Below are 18,271 nucleotides of genomic sequence, written 5' to 3'. Positions count from 1 at the left end.
CCGAGTCTCCCGGGCCCCGACCTCGGTGACCACCGGTTTTCCCACCGGCCGTCCCGGTCAGGCTCCCCCGCCGGAGTCCGTCACGGCACCTGACCGCCGCTCGCCACGGCACCTCTTCGCAGGTCGTCACGGCTCCTTGAGGACGATCGTCCGGGCGTTGCGAATCGCCTGCTTCTCTGCGGCGCGCAGGTCGTCCAGTCTCTGCTTGTTCCCGGCGATGGCGGACTTCTGGGCGCGTACGTCAAGGGAGTGGGCGACCGGGATGTAACCGGTGTCGAGCTTGCATCTCGCGTCGGCGGTGGCCGTCTTCTTCTCCTTGTCCGAGGGTGTCCGGGTCTTGTACCAGGCGAAGTCCACGGCGGCCTTGTCCGGGTCGGCGTAGCGGAAGCCCTTTTTCCGCATGCAGTCCGACCAGGCACGCTCGGCCTTCTTCCAGGCCGGATCCTTACGAGCCTCCTCGTGGGACTGGGACCAGAGTTCCATGGCGAGTGAGTAGTAGCCGCTGAGCTTCACACCGCCGACCTTCGCCACCTCGGGCGGAGCGCCGTAGATCGTCCGGGTCGCCTGCCCCAGGCAGCCGCCCTCGGGGATGCGGTGTCCGTGCGTGCTGCGGCTGTCACCGGAATCGAACTCGCCGGTGAGGGCGACGAACTGGTCCGCGGGCCACTCCTGGCCCTGTGCGGAGTCCTCCGTCCTCCGGTTGTGGTAGCCGTTCTCGGCCGCCAGGTCGGGGTCGTCCACGCCGTACGGGCTGTCGTCGCCGAGCGTGCCGGCGAGGTCGAGCGTGCCCGGCCGGACGGGGTAGGTGGACTCGACGCTCGTGGTGTCGAGCGCCGCGAAACCGGCGAAGCCGAGCCGCACCATGCACTTCTTGGCGAGGATCCACTGGGCCCTGCCGACGGTCTTGCCTTCGGCAGAGGCGGAGTCCGGGAGGTACGCGTGCAGCGGGAACGCCCCCATGGCGTTGAGGCGGTGGGACTCGGCGGTGGTGTCGTGGCCGTCGGCGACCCGGCAGGCCGACACGGCGAAGAGGCCGGCGAGAGCGAGAGGCAGGACTTTGCGCACGGCGCATTCCATCAGGCCCGGACCATGGGCGCCGTGACGGAGCCCACAATTCCGCCACAGGTACCTCACGTTCCTTTCACGGCCGGTCGTCGAGTCCCCGTGCCCGCGTGTTCCCGTGTTCCCGTGTTCCCGTGTTCCCGGCCGGAGTTTCAGGTGAAGTCCGCCCGGGCGAGATGCGTCCCGCAGACACGGCAGCGGAAGAGATACGCGGTCGGCTGCCCGTTCTTGTCGAGCGCCGCGAGGAACCGCTCGACCGGCTCCGCCTCCCAGCCCCACTCGGTGCACCGGCCGCGCAGGTCGTCGAGCGCGTCCGGGTGGGGGCGCAGTTCCCGCGCGCCGGCCGCGCCGAGGAACACCGCACCGTCGCCGCAGTGCTCCGGCCAGCCCCAGTCCTGCCAGGTGACGAAGCCGGGGGTGCGTTCGCAGATCTGCCGCGCCGCCTCGTCCGGCAGTTCGCCGGCCTCGACCTCGTTGAAGAACACACCGTGCCGCTTGGCCGCGGTGCCGGACGCTATGCAGTAGGGGCACAGACGTCCGTCCGGCTCCTCCTCGCCGTAGACCGGGCCGGTGTAGATCCAGCCCTGGTCGTGCCCGCAGCACGCGCACGACTCGTCGGCGGTGGTCACCGCGCCGGTGGCCACCGGATCCGGGTGATAGGGGAACGGCGGCAGCATCGGCCGGCGCCGGGGCTCCGGCCGCGGTCTGACGACCTGTTCGATCGCCTGCCCGGTCAGGGCGGCGGGCGGCACCACGACCGCCCGCACGCGCAGTTCCTCCGGCAGGTGCCGCACGTCCTCCTCGCTGGTCACGATCACCGTCGGATCCGCCAGCAGCACGATCGCCGCACCGGTGCGGCGGGCCAGCTCGGCGATGATGTCGAGCACGCCGGGACCCGGCCGGTCGAACGACACCCCGCGGTGCAGATACACATCGGCGTCGCTGCCGTCGGCCGCCCGCACCCACTCGACCGGCTCGCCTTCGGGCACGTCGTACGGGGCGTACGGCAGCAGCACCTCGCGGACGGCGGCGGCGTCCATCGGCACGGTGTCGCCGTCACGGAACGCGTGGACGTAGATGCCGGTTCCCATGGCCAGTACTCCATCACACACGGGCCCCACCACGGCATCCCCCGGGCACGGCCAGGCAACCGGACGACCGCACGGACCGGCGGACGCGAGCCCGTGAGGGCGGCGACCGCGACGGTACCGAGGGGGTGGCTGGGGCTGGGGCCGAGGATGACGCTGCGGCTGGGGTTGGGGCTGCCGACGGTGCCCTGCGCCATGGGCAGCCCGCACCCGGCTGCCCGGCCCGCCTCGCCTAGCACGACGCCGGACGCCGGACCGGCCGACGGCTCGACGAGACGGCGGCAAGGGAACGGCGGTCCGCGAGGTGGTGTGCGACGGTCTCACCGCACGGAACCTGTGAAGTCCCTCCCCGCCGCGGCAGAGAGGGACCCCTTCACGACGGTTACGACAGCTGCGACTGCACCTGGGCGGAGATCAGCTCCAGGTGGTCCAGGTCGTCGAGGTCCAGGACCTGGAGGTAGATCCGCCGGGAGCCGATCGCGGCGTACCGGCCGATCTTGTCGACCACCTCGGCCGGGGAGCCGGCCAGGCCGTTGGCCTTCAGCTCGTCCACCTGACGGCCGATGGCGGCGGCCCGCCGGGCGACCTCCTGGTCGTCCCGGCCGACGCAGACCACCAGCGCGTTGGAGTACGTCAGGGCGTCCGCGCCCCGGCCGGCCTCCTCGGCGGCGGCCCGCACCCGGCCGAACTGCCGCTCGCTGTCCTCGACCGAGGCGAACGGGATGTTGAACTCGTCGGCGTACCTGGCGGCCAGCCGCGGCGTACGGGTCGCGCCGTGGCCGCCGATGAGCACCGGCACCTTCGGCTGGGCCGGCTTGGGCAGCGCGGGCGACTCGGTGAGGTCGTAGTAGGTGCCGTGGAAGTCGAAGGTCTTGCCGACCTCGGCCGCCCACAGCCCGGTGACGATCGCGAGCTGCTCCTCCAGCCGCGCGAACTTCTCCTTGGGGAAGGGGATGCCGTAGGCCTTGTGCTCCTCCTCGAACCAGCCGGCGCCGAGGCCCAGCTCCACCCGGCCGCCGGACATCTGGTCGACCTGGGCGACCTGGATGGCCAGCACACCGGGCAGCCGGAAGGTGCCGGCCGTCATCAGCGTGCCGAGGCGGATGCGCTTGGTCTCACGGGCGAGGCCGGCCAGCGTGATCCAGGCGTCCGTGGGGCCGGGCAGGCCGTCCGCGCTGCCCATGCGCAGATAGTGGTCGGAGCGGAAGAAGGCGTCGAAGCCGAGGTCCTCGGTGGCCTTCGCCACGGTGAGCAAGGTGTTGTAGGTGGCCCCCTGCTGGGGCTCGGTGAAGATTCGAAGGTCCATACATCCATCCTGCACGCCGCGTCGCGCGTCAACCTCGCCGGTACCGCCAGGTGCGGCCGTCCCCGGTCGGGTGAAAACCGGGCACGGGGCGCGCCGGGCCCCGCCAGGGCCAGTGACCGGCCCAGGTGATGATCGTTGGGACGTCGGAGCCGGAGCGTCCGGCACCCGCGCCGGGCGGAGACTGCCGTCGCGCGTCATGGCGCCGGCCCTGCCGGGCCGAGGGGGCCGGGGAGGCCGTCATGTCCGAAGAGTGTGGCTCCGCCGGTCGGCCGAAGGGGCTGTTGCAGCAGATGGAAGAGCTGATGGCCGCGTTGAACGCGGACCTGTCGGAGCTGGCGGATCTGCACGCCGCGGGACTCGCACCGACTCCGGCGGACGAGGCCGACGCCGGCTGACAGGCGCTACGCCGACCACCGGGGTGCGCGCCAGGGGGCGAGTACCGGGGTGGACTGCTGGAGTGGGGGCGCCGAGACCGACTGCCGGAGCGGAGCCCAAGGCCGAGCGCCGGGGGCGAGCAGGGAAAGCGAGCAGCGAAAGCGCCCCAAAGCGGAGCACCGGGCCGAGCAGCAAGGCCAGCTACCTGCGATAAGCACCAAAGCCGAGCGCCGAAGGCGAGAGCCGGAGCCGAGCGCCGAAGGCGAGGGCCGGAGCCGAGCGTCGAGGTCAAGTGCCCAAGAAGACTGCCAAGGGCGAGCGCCGAGGGCGACTGTCAATGCCGAATGTCGGTGGCGGCTGCCGAGTTCGGTCGCCGTCAGCCGAACTCCCGCTCCGGTAACACCTCCTCACGCGCTGCCAGCTTGCGCAGCATCTCCAGGACGCGGTCGCGCGACTCGTCGGCCGCGTCGATGGCCTCCATGCACTGCCAGTACGTCGTCTCGTCGGCCGCGGAGCTGGCCAGGCCGACCAGGGCGATGCCGACCTCACCGAGCAGCCCCCCGAGGCAGAGGAGGGTCTCGCGGGCGTCGTCCAGCTCGGTGAGCTGAGCGGCGCGCAGATCGCCCGGGTCGAGTTCGGGCGGGTCCAGGACTCCGCAGCCCCGGCCCGCCAGCTCGGTCAGGCCGAGCGCCTCGCCGCGCAGCTCCGGCGGGCCGGAGACCGCGAGCCGGCTGCCGATGGCCTGGGCGAGGGCCTGCGCCTGCCAGACCTCCGCCATGATTTCGCCTGCGTCGGCCCCGTTCGCCAGCGCCCGCCGGCTCGTCAGGATGAGCCGTATCGCATCCATACGTCGCCCCCGTCCCTCCACATGCCTTCTCGCACGTCGGTGTGAACTCCCTTGTTCATTACCCAGAGTGAGGGCGCCTGAGACGAAAAGCCAGAGGTGGGCGGAAATTTGTGGACAACAATTCGGATTCGACAGGCAATTTGACTACGGAGTGTGATATCAGGCGTCAGGAGCCCGGCAGTTGGTCCCGTTCGTCGCCGTCATCCGGCCCCGCGACCGGAAAGCGACGTTCGTTCCGGTCGATCTTGGCGTCCAGAGCGGCCAGGGGGTCGATACCCAGGGCCTCGCAGAACTGCAGGAGATAGGCGAGTACGTCGGCGACCTCGTCCTCGACGCGGGGTGCGGTGCCGGGATCGTCCATCACCCGGGTCGACTCCTCCGGGGTCAGCCACTGGAAGATCTCGACCAGTTCGGAGGCCTCCACCGAGAGGGCGGCGACGAGGTTCTTGGGCGTGTGGTACGGCTGCCAGTTCCGCGCAGCAGCGAACTCGGCGAGCCTGCGCTGGAGTCGGGCGAGGTCGAGTGGTTCCGTCACGCGTCCAGGTGTACCACCGTGACCCCCTCGACCCCGGTGGCCCACGAGGCGTCGCTCACCACGCCCAGGCACCGGATGTGCCCGCGCTCGCCCATCCGGGCCGCCGTCCGCAGCAGCGCCAGGCGCTGGGACGGGTCGAGCGAGCGGTCGAAGCCGTCGGCGAGGACGGTGAGGGCGCGCAGCGCGTCGGGCACCTCGCCCGGGACGTCCACCTCCAGCACACCGGGTCCGGTCAGCAGTACCAACGTCAGTGCCAGGTAGCGCAGTTCGCCGTCGCCGAGCCGGTTCAGCCCGGTGCGGAAGCCGTCGCCGCGGTCGAGCAGCGCGCACACCGTGCCGTCGGACAGCGGTTCGGCGACCAGATCGGCCACCGGCCCGGCGCAGCCCGCGCGCAACGCCTCGACCAGCAGACCGTGCCGACGGCTGCACTCGGCCCGGGTGCGCCACAGCACGTCGGCGAGGTTGTCGCAGCCGGGCAGCAGCCGGCCGGAGCCCGTGGGGACGGGCGTGCGCATGCACTCGGGGCGGGGGTCGCAGGGGAAGACGGAGCGCAGGGCGACCACCATCTGCTCCGCGGCGGCGAGCACACGGCGCTGCCCGTCCGTCTTGCCTGCCACGCGCAGCGGCAGCAGGGCGGTGCCGAGACGGTCGTCGGGCAGCGGGGCGCGGGTCACCGGGGCGGAGCCCGCGGTGTGCCAGGCGGCCTGCACGGTCCGGCGCCCCGGGTCGCGCAGCGCGGTCTGCAGCAGGACGACCCCGCCCGCGGTCAGCCGCTCCCCCACGATCCTGAGACCGGGTTCGGCCTGTACGGCGATGTCGAGCCGGACCGGTCCCTCGGCGCCGTCCGCCGTACAGCCGATCCGAAAGCCCCGCCGTCCTCCGGCGTCGGGGCGCGCCCGCTGCGGCACACCGGCGAGCGGGTCGGAAAAGGCCTCGGCGAGCGGGGCTCCGCCGCCGAGTCGGGCCAGCGCCTCGTACGCCATGAGTGCGGTCGTCTTGCCGGCTCCGCTGGGCCCGGCGAACAGGGTGACCGGCCCGAGCGGGAACCCGGCCCTCCGGTGCCCGGCGAACGCCGACAGCCGCAACTCGGTGATCCGGGCCCGCACATCGAGGAAGCCCCCGGGAGCACTGGATTGCTGGGACGGCACGGGGACGGCGCACGCGTCGCCGGCCTCGCGGGCCTCGTGGGACTGCGCGGGGACGGTCCCGCCGGACGCGGCAGCCGCCGGAGGCCCGGCGGACACGGAAGGCACGGCCATGTCCGGACGGTAGAGCCACAGCGCACCGACGAACCGTTTTGCCCTGCGGACCTTCCCACGATCGGGGGACGCCCGGAAGTGCACCGGCCGCGAGGCCTGCTCGGGGAGCGCTCAGCCCTCCGAGACCCCCGCACCCTCCATCAGTCCGCTGACCTCGGTACCCGGCGGGGTGAGGAGGAACACATTGCGGTCGACGCGGTGCATTCCGCTGCCCAGGCCGAAGACGACGCCCGTGCTGAAGTCGAGGACGCGCTTGGCGACCTCGGTCTCCGCGCCGGACAGGTCGAGCAGGACCGGCGCACCGGCCATCAGCGTCTCGGCGACCTCCCGGGCGTCCGCGAAGACGTTGACGCGCAGGACCACGAACCGGCGCCGGGTCTCCGTCTCGGCGTCCGGCAGCGCGCGGTGGCCCACCGCGGACGGCCAGGCGTCCCGACCCCGCAGCGGCACGACCTGGGCGAGCCCCTCCCACTGTTCATCGGTGACGTCGTAACGGCTCACCGGCTCCCCCCGACCTGACTTGCACTCAATGCCTGCACCGGCCAATTCTTACGCCAAGTCACCCGTTCGGCCCAACAACGACACGGTGTGCGACCGTTCAGGCGACCCCGCCCGCGCGTGACCTGAGTCACATATACGATTACGCCCGCTTCTTACCTCGCTCACACCGGACTCTTCACATGCCGCCACGTCCTGGTCATTTCCCGTCAGTAGCGTCCGGTGCCGTGCACTTGGCAGAAACATCGCAGGTGACACCCGGCCGGCGGACGCAGTCGGCGGTGTCCGCCGTTCCGGGACCACGCGTACAGGCCGCCCCCGAGGCACCCGCGCAGTGGCATCGCGTGTTGACCCTGCTCGCCGACGTCAGCCTGTTCATCGGCACCCGATCGGTCTGGACGCAGGCGGCCACACACCGCCCGGCCCTCGCGGCCGTGATCTCGGTCTGTTACGCCTCGATCCTGGTGACCGGCGTGCTCGCGCTGACGGTACGCCGGGCGCGCTCGCTGGCCCGCCTGGACCTGGTGGTGCTGGTGACCGCGATCGCGCTCGCCCTGTGCACCTGGGCGCTGAACCACGCGGGTGGCGACGAGGCGGTGCTGACCACGCAGGCCGCGCGGGAGATCATGGGCGGCCACCAGGTCTACGACCACCCGTGGCCCTGGCTGTTCCACCTCCCGGGCGTCGCCCTGACGGCGACCACAACCGGCGGCTACGACTTCACTTACGGCTACCCGCCGTTGGCGCCGCTTCTTACCCTGCCCTTCCTGTGGCTCGGTCACAACGGCACCCCGGCGACCCTGGCCGCGACGCTCGTCCTGATCGTGTGCGCGGTGACGCTGTGGCGGCTGCTGCCGACGCCGTGGCGCTCGGCGGCCACGATGACGTGCCTGGGCTTCGGTTTCCTGCCGATGTACGCCCGCCAGGGCTACCCGGCGATCGCCGGCCTGGCCCTGCTGGTGCCGGTGGTGGTGGGCTGGCCGCGGCTGGGGGCCGGAGGGCGGCTCGGCAGGTCCGGGATCGCGCGGGCCGCGTGCCTGGGCGCCGCGTGCGCGGCTCAGCAGTTGCCGTGGTTCCTCACGCCGTTCCTGCTGGCCGGGGTCTACGCCATGCGGCGCGGCGAGCTGAGCGGGCGCGAGGCGGCGCGCGTGGTGCTGCGGATCGCTGGGATCGCGGTCCTCACCTGGCTGCTGATCAACGCGTACTTCATCGTGACCGAGCCCGGCCCCTGGCTCCGGGGCATCGCGCTGCCGCTCACCCAGGGCGCGGTGCTGCACGGCCAGGGCCTGGTGGGCATCTCCCTGTACTTCACCCACGGCAGCGACCGGCTCGACTGGTACGGCCACGCGAGCATGCTGCTCGCCGCGGCTCTGCTGGCGCTGTTCGTCCTGTTCGTCCGGCGGCTCGGCCCGGCCGCGACCGTGCTGCCCTGGTGCGCCTTCTACCTGGCGACCCGCTCGCAGGACGGCTACTACCTGATGATGACGCCGCTGTGGCTCGCGGCGGCGATCACCGTGCCCCTGTCGGAGTTCTCGGGCGCCTGGCAGCCGCGGCCCCGGTGGCTCACGGCCCGGCGCCGCAAGCCGGTGCTGGCCGGAGCCGTGGTGCTCCTCGTACTGCCCGCGCTGGTGAGCGCGACCCTGGCGGCGACGGGCAAGCCGCCGCTCAGGATGGACGTCAAGGCGGCCCGGCACGCCTCGGCGGGCTCGTTGTCCACGCTGACGGTGAAGGTCACCAACACCGGCGCCGACGCGCTCACCCCGCACTACATGCTCACGACGGGTCAGGGCATGAGCAAGTACTGGTCGCTCGCGCACGGCCCGGCCACGATCCCCGCGCACAGCACGGCGACCGTCGTCCTGCGGGCGCCCGGGGGCCAGTACCCCCTGCCCACGAAGAAGAGCACCCACTTCCGGCTGCGTGCCTTCACGGCGACCCCGCAGACGCTCTCCACCTGGGATGTGCAGCGGGCGAAGCTGAGCCTGAAGGGCTGAGCCGAACCCGAAAGGGCGCCGAGCCCACGGGCGGCTTCTCAGGCCGCCGTACGCGTGAAGCGCAGCCTGGCCGTCACCGTGGTCAGGCCGCGCATCATGCCCAGCTGGTTCCAGCCCATGCCGAACTGGGCGCGGTCCACGGTGAACTCGGTCTCCAGGGTGAGCCCGTCCGCGTCCACCGAGGCCAGCCGCGCGGTGAAGGTCTGCGGCCGGCTGACGCCCCGCACCGTCAGCTGCCCGGTGACCCGTACACCGTCCGTGTCGAGGCGGTCGGCCCCGCGAACGGCGAAGGTGATCTCCGGGTGCTGGTCGGCGTCGAAGAAGTCCGCCGAGCGCAGGTGTGTGTCCCGCTTGGCGTGCTTGGTGTCCAGGGAGGCGGCCTCCAGGGTGACGGTGCCGGTGGCCGAGCCGTCGGGCCGCACCTCGCCCCCACCGCTGACCGCGGTGAACGCGCCCTTGACGGTGACCAGGCCCCACATGGTCTTGTGCCGCAGGGACACGGCGGACGCGCTGGGGTCGAGCTGCCAGGTACCTGTTTCCACGGTGACGGTCATGATCGTGCTCCCGATTGGTGATTCAAATTTGGATTACCGATGCCCTCACGCTAGCCGCTCATCCAATTTTGGACAACCAAGTCGTCCAAATTTGCACAATGGGTAGACTTCACATATGTCCGCCGCCGACGCGTCCCCCGCCGACCTGCCCGAATGCCCCATGGCCGAGAGCGGTGACCGGCTGCTCCCGGACGAGCTGCGTGCGTGGATGCTCCTGCTGGCCGCGACCGGGGCGGTGGAACAGCGGCTGCGGTCGGTCGTGAAGGAGACCCTCGACGTCTCCCACGACGAGTTCCTGATCCTGTGCCTGCTGGCCGAACGACCGCGCAGCGGACTGCGCATGACCCAGGTCGCCGACCTCCTGGGCCGCCCCAAGACCCGTCTCACCTACCAGATCGCCTGCCTCCAGCGCGCCGGTCTGGTCAGCCGCCGGTCCGTGTGCGGCGACAAGCGGGGCGTCGAGGTCGTCCTCACCGACAGGGCCCGCGAGCAGTTGCGCGAGACCTCCGTCCTGCTCGCGGGCACCGTCCGCAAGGCCCTCGCCGACTCCATGGGGGCGGAACAGCGCGCGGCCCTGTGCGCACTCGTCCCGGACCTCGACGACTCCTGACGCCTCGCCACGCCTCGCCTCACCGGCCGCGCGAGGCAGCGCCGCGCACCGACGGCGACCCGGATCCGGCGGCGCAGGCCCGGCAGGAGCTGACGGTTTCGCCGTACGGCGCACGCGCTCTGATCGTGGATCAGAGCAGCCTGGCGGGTCCCGCACCCCGACGGTGGAGGCGTCGCGGCGATCCCCCGGCCCCGCGCTTCGCTCTGCCCGTCGCACCCGGAATCCGACACCGCGAACCACCCCGGAAACAACGGGAGAGTCAGGTCACAGCCAGAAGGAGGGCAACGTCACAGCCCTCGCCTTACTGCCACATGAGCGCCCTGCCCTAGCATCCGAGCATGACGGTCCTGCCTGACGACGGGCTCTCACTGGCCGCCGAGTTCCCTGACGCGACGCACGAGCAGTGGCAACGCCTGGTCGAGGGTGTGCTGCGCAAGTCGGGCAAGGAAGTCTCGGGCGCGGCAGCTGAGGACGCCCTGTCCACGACACTGGAGGACGGGCTGCGCACCCGGCCCCTCTACACCGCGCGCGAAGCCGCGCCCGACGCCGGTCTGCCCGGCTTCGCCCCGTATGTGCGCGGTGGCCGCCCCGAGGGCAACGTCGCCGGTGGCTGGGACGTACGGCAGCGGCACACCGCCCTCGCGGAGCACGCCGTCCTGGCCGACCTGGAGAACGGCGGCACCTCCCTGTGGCTGGTGCTGGGCGAGGGCGGCCTACCGGTCGCCGAGCTGCCCCGCGCCCTCGACGGGGTCTACCTCGACCTGGCGCCGGTCGTCCTCGACGCGGGCCGTGACACCGAGGCCGCCGCCGAGGCGCTGCTGCGGCTGTACGCCGGCAAGGGCGTGGCCGCCGAGGCCGTACGCGGCAACCTGGGCGGTGACCCGCTCGGGTACGAGGCCCGTACCGGCACCGCCCTGGACGTCGCGCCGTACGCCGCGCTGGCCGCGCGCTGCGCCGCGACCTACCCGGGCCTGCGCGCCCTCACCGTCGACGCGCTGCCGTACCACGAGGCGGGCGGCTCGGCCGCGCAGGAGCTGGGCGCCTCCCTCGCCACCGGCGTCGCCTACCTGCGCGAGCTGACCGAGGCCGGGCTGACCGTGGAACAGGCGGCCGGGCAGCTGGAGTTCCGTTACGCGGCCACCGCCGACCAGTTCCTGACCATCGCCAAGCTGCGCGCCGCGCGCCGGCTGTGGGCGCGGGTGGCCGAGGTGTCCGGGGCGTCCGGTGCGGGCGCGCAGGTGCAGCACGCGGTGACCTCACCCGTGATGATGAGCCGCCGCGACCCGTGGGTGAACATGCTGCGCACGACCGTCGCCACGCTGGCCGCCGGGGTGGGCGGCGCCGACTCCGTGACCGTGCTGCCGTTCGACCACGCGCTCGGCCTGCCGGACGCGTTCGCCCGGCGTATCGCGCGCAACACCTCCACGATCCTGATCGAGGAGTCCCACCTGGCCCGGGTGATCGACCCGGCGGGCGGCTCCTGGTACGTGGAGCGGCTCACCGACGAACTGGCCCTGGCCGCCTGGGAGTTCTTCCGGTCCATCGAGCGCGACGGCGGCCAGGCGGCCGCTCTGCGCTCCGGCCGGCTGCGCACCGACCTGGCGGCGACCTGGGCCGAGCGGAGCAAGAAGCTCGCCAAGCGGCGCGAACCCATCACCGGCGTCAGCGAGTTCCCGCTGCTGTCGGAGAAGCCGGTGGAGCGCGAGCCCGCGCCCGCGCCGCCGTCCGGCGGGCTGCCGCGGGTACGCCGCGACGAGGCGTACGAGGAACTGCGCGCCCGTTCCGACGCCCACCTCGCGGCGACCGGCGCCCGCCCCCGGGTCTTCCTCGCCACGCTCGGCTCGGCGGCCGAGTACACCGCGCGCGCCACCTTCGCCGCCAACCTCTTCCAGGCGGGCGGCATCGAGCCGGTCACCGAGGGCAGCTTCGAGGACAGCGGCGCCACCGAGGCCGTGCTGTGCTCCAGCGACGCGCAGTACACCGAACAGGCCGAACAGCAGGCCGAGTTGTTGCGCGCAGCCGGTGCCCGGCAGGTGTTCCTGGCAGGCCGGGGGGACTACCGCGGCATCGACGCGTACGTCTTCGCGGGCTGCGACGCCGTAGACGTCCTGTCCACGACCCTCGACCGCATGGGAGTGTCCTGATGGGAATCCCCGACTTCTCCGGCATCGAGCTGGGGACACCCGTCGCCGAAGGCAGCACCGAGCAGTGGCTGGCGGCCGGCGGCGACCGGCCGCTGTGGGAGACCCCCGAGGGCATCGGGGTCAAGCCGCTGTACACCGGCCGCGACCTGGAGGGCCTGGACTTCCTGGGCACCTACCCGGGCATGGCGCCGTATCTGCGCGGCCCGTACCCGACGATGTACGTCAACCAGCCCTGGACCATCCGGCAGTACGCGGGCTTCTCCACCGCCGAGGAGTCCAACGCGTTCTACCGGCGCAACCTGGCGGCCGGCCAGAAGGGCCTGTCGGTCGCCTTCGACCTGCCCACGCACCGCGGGTACGACAGCGACCACCCGCGCGTCACCGGTGACGTCGGCATGGCGGGCGTGGCCATCGACTCGATCTACGACATGCGCCAGCTGTTCGACGGGATCCCGCTCGACCGGATGACCGTGTCGATGACGATGAACGGCGCCGTGCTGCCGGTGCTGGCGCTGTACATCGTGGCGGCGGAGGAACAGGGCGTACCGCCCGAGAAGCTGGCCGGGACCATCCAGAACGACATCCTCAAGGAGTTCATGGTCCGCAACACCTACATCTATCCGCCCAAGCCGTCGATGCGGATCATCTCCGACATCTTCGCGTACACCTCGCAGCGGATGCCGCGCTACAACTCGATCTCCATCTCGGGCTACCACATCCAGGAGGCGGGCGCGACGGCCGACCTGGAGCTGGCGTACACGCTCGCGGACGGCGTCGAGTACATCCGGGCGGGCCGGGAGGCGGGCCTGGACGTGGACGCGTTCGCGCCGCGCCTGTCGTTCTTCTGGGCGATCGGCATGAACTTCTTCATGGAGATCGCCAAGCTGCGCGCGGCCCGGCTGCTCTGGGCCAAGCTGGTCGCGCAGTTCGAGCCCAAGAACACCAAGTCCCTGTCCCTGCGCACCCATTCGCAGACCTCGGGCTGGTCGCTGACCGCGCAGGACGTGTTCAACAACGTCACGCGTACGGCCGTGGAGGCGATGGCCGCGACCCAGGGCCACACCCAGTCGCTGCACACCAACGCGCTCGACGAGGCGCTCGCGCTGCCGACCGACTTCTCGGCGCGCATCGCCCGCAACACCCAGCTGCTCATCCAGCAGGAGTCGGGCACGACGCGGGTCATCGACCCCTGGGGCGGCAGCGCGTACGTGGAGAAGCTGACGTACGACCTCGCGCGCAAGGCCTGGCAGCACATCCAGGAGGTCGAGCAGGCGGGCGGTATGGCGCAGGCCATCGACGCCGGAATCCCCAAGCTGCGCGTGGAGGAGGCGGCCGCCCGCACCCAGGCCCGGATCGACTCCGGGCGCCAGCCGGTGATCGGCGTCAACAAGTACCGGGTGGACAGCGACGAGCAGATCGAGGTCCTCAAGGTCGACAACTCCTCCGTACGCGCCCAGCAGATCGAGAAGCTGCGGCGGCTGCGGGCGGAGCGCGACGAACAGGCCTGCCGGGACGCGCTCGACGCACTCACCCGGGCGGCCGACGGCAAGGAGAACCTGCTGGAGCTGGCGGTGCGCGCGGCCCGCGCCAAGGCGACCGTGGGCGAGATCTCCGACGCCCTGGAGAAGGTGTACGGCCGGCACGCGAGCCAGATCCGTACGATCTCCGGTGTGTACCGCAACGAGGCAGGGGAGTCGCCGTCGGTGGACCGCACGCGTGCCCTGGTGGACAGGTTCGAGGAGGCCGAGGGACGCCGCCCGCGCATCCTGGTCGCCAAGATGGGCCAGGACGGCCACGACCGCGGCCAGAAGGTGATCGCCACCGGCTTCGCCGACCTCGGCTTCGACGTCGACGTCGGCCCGCTGTTCCAGACGCCGCAGGAGGTCGCCCGGCAGGCGGTCGAGGCGGACGTGCACGTGGTCGGGGTGTCCTCACTGGCCGCCGGTCACCTCACGCTCGTCCCGGCGCTGCGCGAGCAGCTCGCCGAGGAGGGCCGCGAGGACATCATGATCGTGGTCGGCGGGGTGATCCCGCCGCAGGATGTGCCGACGCTGATGGACATGGGCGCCGTGGCCGTGTTCGGGCCGGGGACGGTGATCCCGGACGCGGCGTACGACCTGGTGCAGCGGCTGTCGGCCGACCTCGGCCACGAGCTGTAGAGCCGCGATGGCTGCGATCGACCTCGACACCTACGTGAAGGGTGTGCTCGACGGCAGGCGGGCCCTGGTGGCCCGCGCCATCACGCTCGTCGAGTCCACCCGCCCCCAGCACCGGTCGCTGGCGCAGGAGCTGCTCACCGAGCTGCTCCCGCACAGCGGCCGGGCGCGGCGGATCGGTGTGAGCGGGGTGCCGGGTGTCGGCAAGTCGACGTTCATCGACGCGTTCGGCACCCTGCTGACCTCGCTGGGCCACCGGGTCGCGGTCCTGGCCGTGGACCCCTCCTCCACCCGCACCGGCGGCTCCATCCTCGGCGACAAGACGCGGATGGAGCGCCTCGCGGTCGACCCGAACGCCTTCGTCCGGCCCTCCCCCAGCGCGGGCACCCTGGGCGGGGTCGCCAAGGCCACCCGGGAGTCGATGGTGGTGATGGAGGCTGCGGGCTACGACGTGATCCTCGTGGAGACCGTCGGCGTGGGCCAGTCGGAGACGGCGGTCGCGGGCATGGTCGACACCTTCCTCCTGCTGACCCTGGCCCGCACCGGCGACCAGTTGCAGGGCATCAAGAAGGGCGTCCTGGAGCTGGCCGACGTCATCGCCGTCAACAAGGCGGACGGCCCGCACGAACGCGACGCGCGGGCGGCGGCCCGTGAACTCGCCGGTGCTCTGCGCCTGATGCACGGCAAGGACGCCTTCTGGACTCCGCCGGTTCTGCACTGCAGCGCCCGAGAGTCGAGCGGCCTGGACACCGTGTGGGAACGCCTGGAGCAGCACCGGACACTGCTGGACTCCACGGGCCGTCTCACCACCAAGCGCCGCGAGCAGCAGGTCGAGTGGACCTGGTCCATGGTCCGCGACGAACTGCTGGGCCGCCTGCATGCCGCCCCGGCGGTACGAGAGGCCGCACCTGGTCTCGAACAGCAGGTCAGGAACGGCGAGTTGACGGCGACACTGGCCGCCGAACGCATTCTGGCGGCCTTCGAGGGACACACGGCCCCACACGCGGCCCGGCACACGACACCTGACGCGACAACGTGAACGCGACAGCCTGACGCGATCCGCGACCCGGCTTCTCGTACGGCTCCTTGGGCGGACGGCCGAGCCGGGCGTCCGTGGCTTCGCCGGCGCCCGGTGCCGGCGGAGCCACCGCCGTCCGCGCGGGCACCACGAAGTCTCGTCGCCCGTGCCCCGGCCGCTCGGGATTCGGCCGGTTCTCGCCGCGGTCTGCGGCCCTCCCGGCTCCCCCGGCGAAGCGGGCGGAAAGGGCCGTAACCCCGCCGTACGCAAGGCACTTTCTCAGGAAAGTGCTTTCAAGTATGGGTGATCACCTAATTCGCCCCCTGCGAGGATGGGCGCACCACGGCTGGCCGGTTCTTGGCCCTGGCCGGCCATCGAGCGAAGGGGGATCGCTGGGTATGGACACAGGGCTCAAGCGCGAGCTGGAGGAGAAGGTCCGCTGCGGTGAGCGGCTGACCCGTGAGGACGGCATCGCGCTGTACGAGTCGGACGATCTGGCGTGGCTGGGTGGTCTGGCGCACGAGGTGCGGACGCGGAAGAACGGTGACGTCGTCCACTTCAACGTCAACCGGCATCTGAACATGACGAACGTGTGCACGGCCTCGTGTGCGTACTGCTCGTTCCAGCGCAAGCCGGGTGAGAAGGACGCGTACACGATGCGGATCGAGGAGGCCGTCAAGCTCGCCCGGGCGATGGAGTCGGAGAGCCTGACCGAGCTGCACATCGTCAACGGTCTGCATCCGAACCTGCCGTGGCGTTACTACCCGCGTTCGCTGCGGGAGCTGAAGGCCGCGTTGCCGCAGGTGTCGCTCAAGGCGTTCACGGCCACGGAGATCCACCACTTCGAGTCGATCTCGGGGCTGTCGGCGTCGGAGATCCTGGACGAGCTGATCGACGCGGGTCTGGAGTCGCTGACCGGCGGTGGTGCGGAGATCTTCGACTGGGAGGTCCGGCAGCACATCGTGGACCATGCCACGCACTGGGAGGACTGGTCGCGGATCCACCGCCTGGCGCACGAGAAGGGTCTCAGGACCCCGTGCACGATGCTCTACGGGCACATCGAGGAGCCGAGGCACCGGGTGGACCACGTGCTGCGGCTGCGGGAGCTGCAGGACGAGACGAACGGCTTCCAGGTCTTCATCCCGCTGCGTTACCAGCACGACTTCGTGGACATGAAGGACGGCAAGGTCCGTAACCGTCTTCAGGCGCGTACGCAGATGGCGACGGGTGCGGAGGCGCTCAGGACGTTCGCGGTCTCCCGTCTCCTCTTCGACAACGTCCCGCACGTCAAGGTGTTCTGGGTGATGCACGGTGTGCAGACCGCGCAGCTGGCGCTGCAGCACGGTGCGGACGACATGGACGGCTCGGTCGTCGAGTACAAGATCACGCATGACGCGGACAACTACGGCACCCCGAACAAGCTGACCCGCGAGGACCTGCTGGACCTGATCCGGGACGCCGGTTTCCGTCCGGTGGAGCGCAACACGCGCTACGAGATCATCCGCGAGTACGACGGCCCCGACCCGGCCCGCCGCGACTCCCCGCAGCCCATGCGCGTGTGAACCAGCCACCGACCGCCGGGACCGGAAGGACCGCCATGACTGCCCTGACGGACGAGGACGACCTCGAAGTCTGGATCGACCAGGAACTGTGCACCGGAGACGGCATCTGCGTGCAGTACGCGCCGGAGGTCTTCGAGCTGGACGTGGACGGTCTGGCCTATGTCAAGGACGAGGAGGACGAGTTGTGCCTGACACCCGGGAGCGCCGTCCCCGTCCCGCTGCCGCTGCTGCGTGACGTGGTGGACTCCGCCAAGGAGTGCCCCGGCGACTGCATTCACGTACGGCGCCGCTCGGACGGCGTCGAGGTGTACGGACCCGACGCCGACTGACCCGCAGCCGCCCCCTGCTCACCCGCCGCTGCCCCCTGCCCGCCCCTATCGCGCCAAGGAGTCACCCGTCATGGCGGCGTTCCCCGCGACCGTGCATCCGTTGCCGTCCGCGCCCGGGCTTCCCCGGCGCCCGAGGGTCGGCCACATCGGCTTCCTGAACAGCCTTCCCCTGTACTGGGGTCTGGGCAGGACCGGCGGCCTGCTCGACATGGAGCTGGTCTCCGACACCCCGGACCGGCTCGGCAACGCCCTGGTGGCCGGCGAGCTGGACATGGGGTGGATCAGCCTGGCCGAGTACCTGCGGCACGCCGAGGAGCTGGTCCTGCTGCCGGACATCGCGCTCGGCTGCGACGGACCGGTGATGTCCTGTCTCATCCTCAGCGCCGTGCCGCTGGAACAGTTGGACGGCGCGCCCGTGGCGCTGTGTTCCACCAGCAGAACCTCCGTGCTGCTGGCGGAGCTGCTGCTGTCCGAACGGGGCGTCAAGCCGGACTACTTCGTGTGTCCCCCGGATCCGGCGACGATGCTGTCCCGGGCCCGGGCGGGGGTACTCATCGGCGACCCCGCCCTGCAGGCCACACTGTCCGACGCCCGCACCGACGGCGTCGAGGTGCACGACCTCGGGCAGATGTGGCGGGAGTGGACGGGACTGCCGTTCGTCTTCGCCGTGTTCGCCGCCCGACGGGACTTCCTCGCGCGGGAGCCCGGCATGGTCCACATGGTCCACCGAGCACTCCTCGCGGCCCGGGACACGGCGCTGGAGAACACGGAGACGGTGTGCCGGCAGGCCTCGTCCTGGGTGCCGTACGACCCCGGACTGCTCGCCCGCTACTTCACCACCGCGCTGGACTTCCGGCTCGGCCCGCGCCAACTGGCCGGCATCACCGAGTTCGCCCGTCGGGCCGGGGCGAGGCGGCCGGATTCCCCCGTGACG

Annotated in this window: 16 protein-coding genes and 1 pseudogene; 9 read left to right on the top strand and 8 right to left on the bottom strand. The window is 71.6% G+C overall.

Annotated features, from left to right (window positions below; translation table 11 throughout):
* Positions 1–126 precede the first annotated feature (126 nt).
* The 3 genes from GQF42_RS32335 to GQF42_RS32325 form a co-directional block, all read right to left on the bottom strand.
* Positions 127–1,065, bottom strand: coding sequence for a hypothetical protein (locus GQF42_RS32335; protein ID WP_158925811.1), 939 nt, complete (start codon positions 1,063–1,065; stop codon positions 127–129).
* A gap of 149 nt (positions 1,066–1,214) precedes the next feature.
* On the bottom strand, positions 1,215–2,153 hold the full coding sequence (locus GQF42_RS46185) for a CbrC family protein (protein WP_233273522.1): 939 nt from the start codon (positions 2,151–2,153) through the stop codon (positions 1,215–1,217).
* Positions 2,154–2,532: 379 nt separating this feature from the next.
* A complete protein-coding gene (locus GQF42_RS32325) occupies positions 2,533–3,456 on the bottom strand; it encodes an LLM class F420-dependent oxidoreductase (RefSeq protein ID WP_158925809.1) in 924 nt (307 codons plus the stop codon).
* A gap of 239 nt (positions 3,457–3,695) precedes the next feature.
* Here GQF42_RS32325 and GQF42_RS45085 point away from each other — a divergent pair, with 239 nt between their 5' ends.
* A complete protein-coding gene (locus GQF42_RS45085; RefSeq protein WP_199272875.1) occupies positions 3,696–3,851 on the top strand; it encodes a hypothetical protein in 156 nt (51 codons plus the stop codon).
* A gap of 356 nt (positions 3,852–4,207) precedes the next feature.
* Here the strand turns inward: GQF42_RS45085 and GQF42_RS32320 are convergent, their stop codons facing one another.
* From GQF42_RS32320 to GQF42_RS32305, 4 genes are all read right to left on the bottom strand, one after another.
* Positions 4,208–4,678 (bottom strand): DUF6099 family protein, encoded by a 471-nt coding sequence (locus tag GQF42_RS32320; protein WP_199272874.1) that lies wholly within the window; start codon positions 4,676–4,678, stop codon positions 4,208–4,210.
* 166 nt (positions 4,679–4,844) lie between these two features.
* Complete coding sequence (locus tag GQF42_RS32315) at positions 4,845–5,213, bottom strand: nucleotide pyrophosphohydrolase (protein WP_158925807.1); 369 nt, start codon at positions 5,211–5,213, stop codon at positions 4,845–4,847.
* Positions 5,210–6,472 (bottom strand): AAA family ATPase, encoded by a 1,263-nt coding sequence (locus GQF42_RS32310; RefSeq protein ID WP_158925792.1) that lies wholly within the window; start codon positions 6,470–6,472, stop codon positions 5,210–5,212. Before GQF42_RS32310 ends, GQF42_RS32315 begins: the two co-directional genes overlap by 4 nt.
* 111 nt (positions 6,473–6,583) lie before the next feature.
* Positions 6,584–6,973, bottom strand: a complete 390-nt coding sequence (locus GQF42_RS32305; RefSeq protein WP_158925790.1) for a cell division protein SepF — start codon at positions 6,971–6,973, stop codon at positions 6,584–6,586.
* A 179-nt stretch (positions 6,974–7,152) separates the two neighbouring features.
* On the opposite strand from GQF42_RS32305, the gene GQF42_RS32300 reads away from it, so the two are divergent.
* The gene (locus tag GQF42_RS32300) at positions 7,153–8,964 is read left to right on the top strand and encodes a hypothetical protein (RefSeq protein WP_233273521.1); all 1,812 of its coding nucleotides are present in this window, start codon (positions 7,153–7,155) and stop codon (positions 8,962–8,964) included.
* A 38-nt stretch (positions 8,965–9,002) separates the two neighbouring features.
* Here GQF42_RS32300 and GQF42_RS32295 read toward each other — a convergent pair whose 3' ends face one another.
* Entirely contained in the window at positions 9,003–9,518 is a 516-nt protein-coding gene (locus tag GQF42_RS32295; RefSeq protein ID WP_158925786.1) for a YceI family protein, read from the bottom strand.
* Between the two features lie 115 nt (positions 9,519–9,633).
* Between GQF42_RS32295 and GQF42_RS32290 the strand changes: the two genes are divergently transcribed.
* The 7 genes and pseudogenes from GQF42_RS32290 to GQF42_RS45080 all read left to right on the top strand — a co-directional run.
* A complete protein-coding gene (locus GQF42_RS32290; RefSeq protein WP_158925784.1) occupies positions 9,634–10,128 on the top strand; it encodes a MarR family winged helix-turn-helix transcriptional regulator in 495 nt (164 codons plus the stop codon).
* 338 nt (positions 10,129–10,466) lie between these two features.
* Positions 10,467–12,272: a methylmalonyl-CoA mutase family protein gene (locus GQF42_RS32285; protein ID WP_158925782.1), complete on the top strand. Its 1,806-nt coding sequence runs from the start codon at positions 10,467–10,469 to the stop codon at positions 12,270–12,272.
* Entirely contained in the window at positions 12,272–14,431 is a 2,160-nt protein-coding gene (gene scpA, locus GQF42_RS32280; RefSeq protein ID WP_158925780.1) for a methylmalonyl-CoA mutase, read from the top strand. The genes GQF42_RS32285 and scpA overlap by 1 nt, the downstream gene beginning before the upstream one ends.
* Positions 14,432–14,438: 7 nt before the next feature.
* Positions 14,439–15,467, top strand: coding sequence for a methylmalonyl Co-A mutase-associated GTPase MeaB (gene meaB, locus GQF42_RS32275; RefSeq protein WP_158925778.1), 1,029 nt, complete (start codon positions 14,439–14,441; stop codon positions 15,465–15,467).
* A 377-nt stretch (positions 15,468–15,844) separates the two neighbouring features.
* A complete protein-coding gene (mqnE, locus tag GQF42_RS32270; RefSeq protein ID WP_158925776.1) occupies positions 15,845–17,008 on the top strand; it encodes an aminofutalosine synthase MqnE in 1,164 nt (387 codons plus the stop codon).
* Positions 17,009–17,043: 35 nt separating this feature from the next.
* A complete protein-coding gene (locus GQF42_RS32265; protein WP_158925774.1) occupies positions 17,044–17,337 on the top strand; it encodes a ferredoxin in 294 nt (97 codons plus the stop codon).
* 70 nt (positions 17,338–17,407) lie between these two features.
* Positions 17,408–18,181, top strand: a pseudogene (locus GQF42_RS45080) (menaquinone biosynthetic enzyme MqnA/MqnD family protein); the annotation flags it as partial.
* Between the last annotated feature and the right edge of the window lie 90 nt (positions 18,182–18,271).

Origin of the sequence: Streptomyces broussonetiae (assembly GCF_009796285.1) — a bacterium.
GTDB classification, from domain to species: Bacteria; Actinomycetota; Actinomycetes; order Streptomycetales; family Streptomycetaceae; genus Streptomyces; species Streptomyces broussonetiae.
This window is presented reverse-complemented; position numbering and strand designations above follow the sequence as displayed.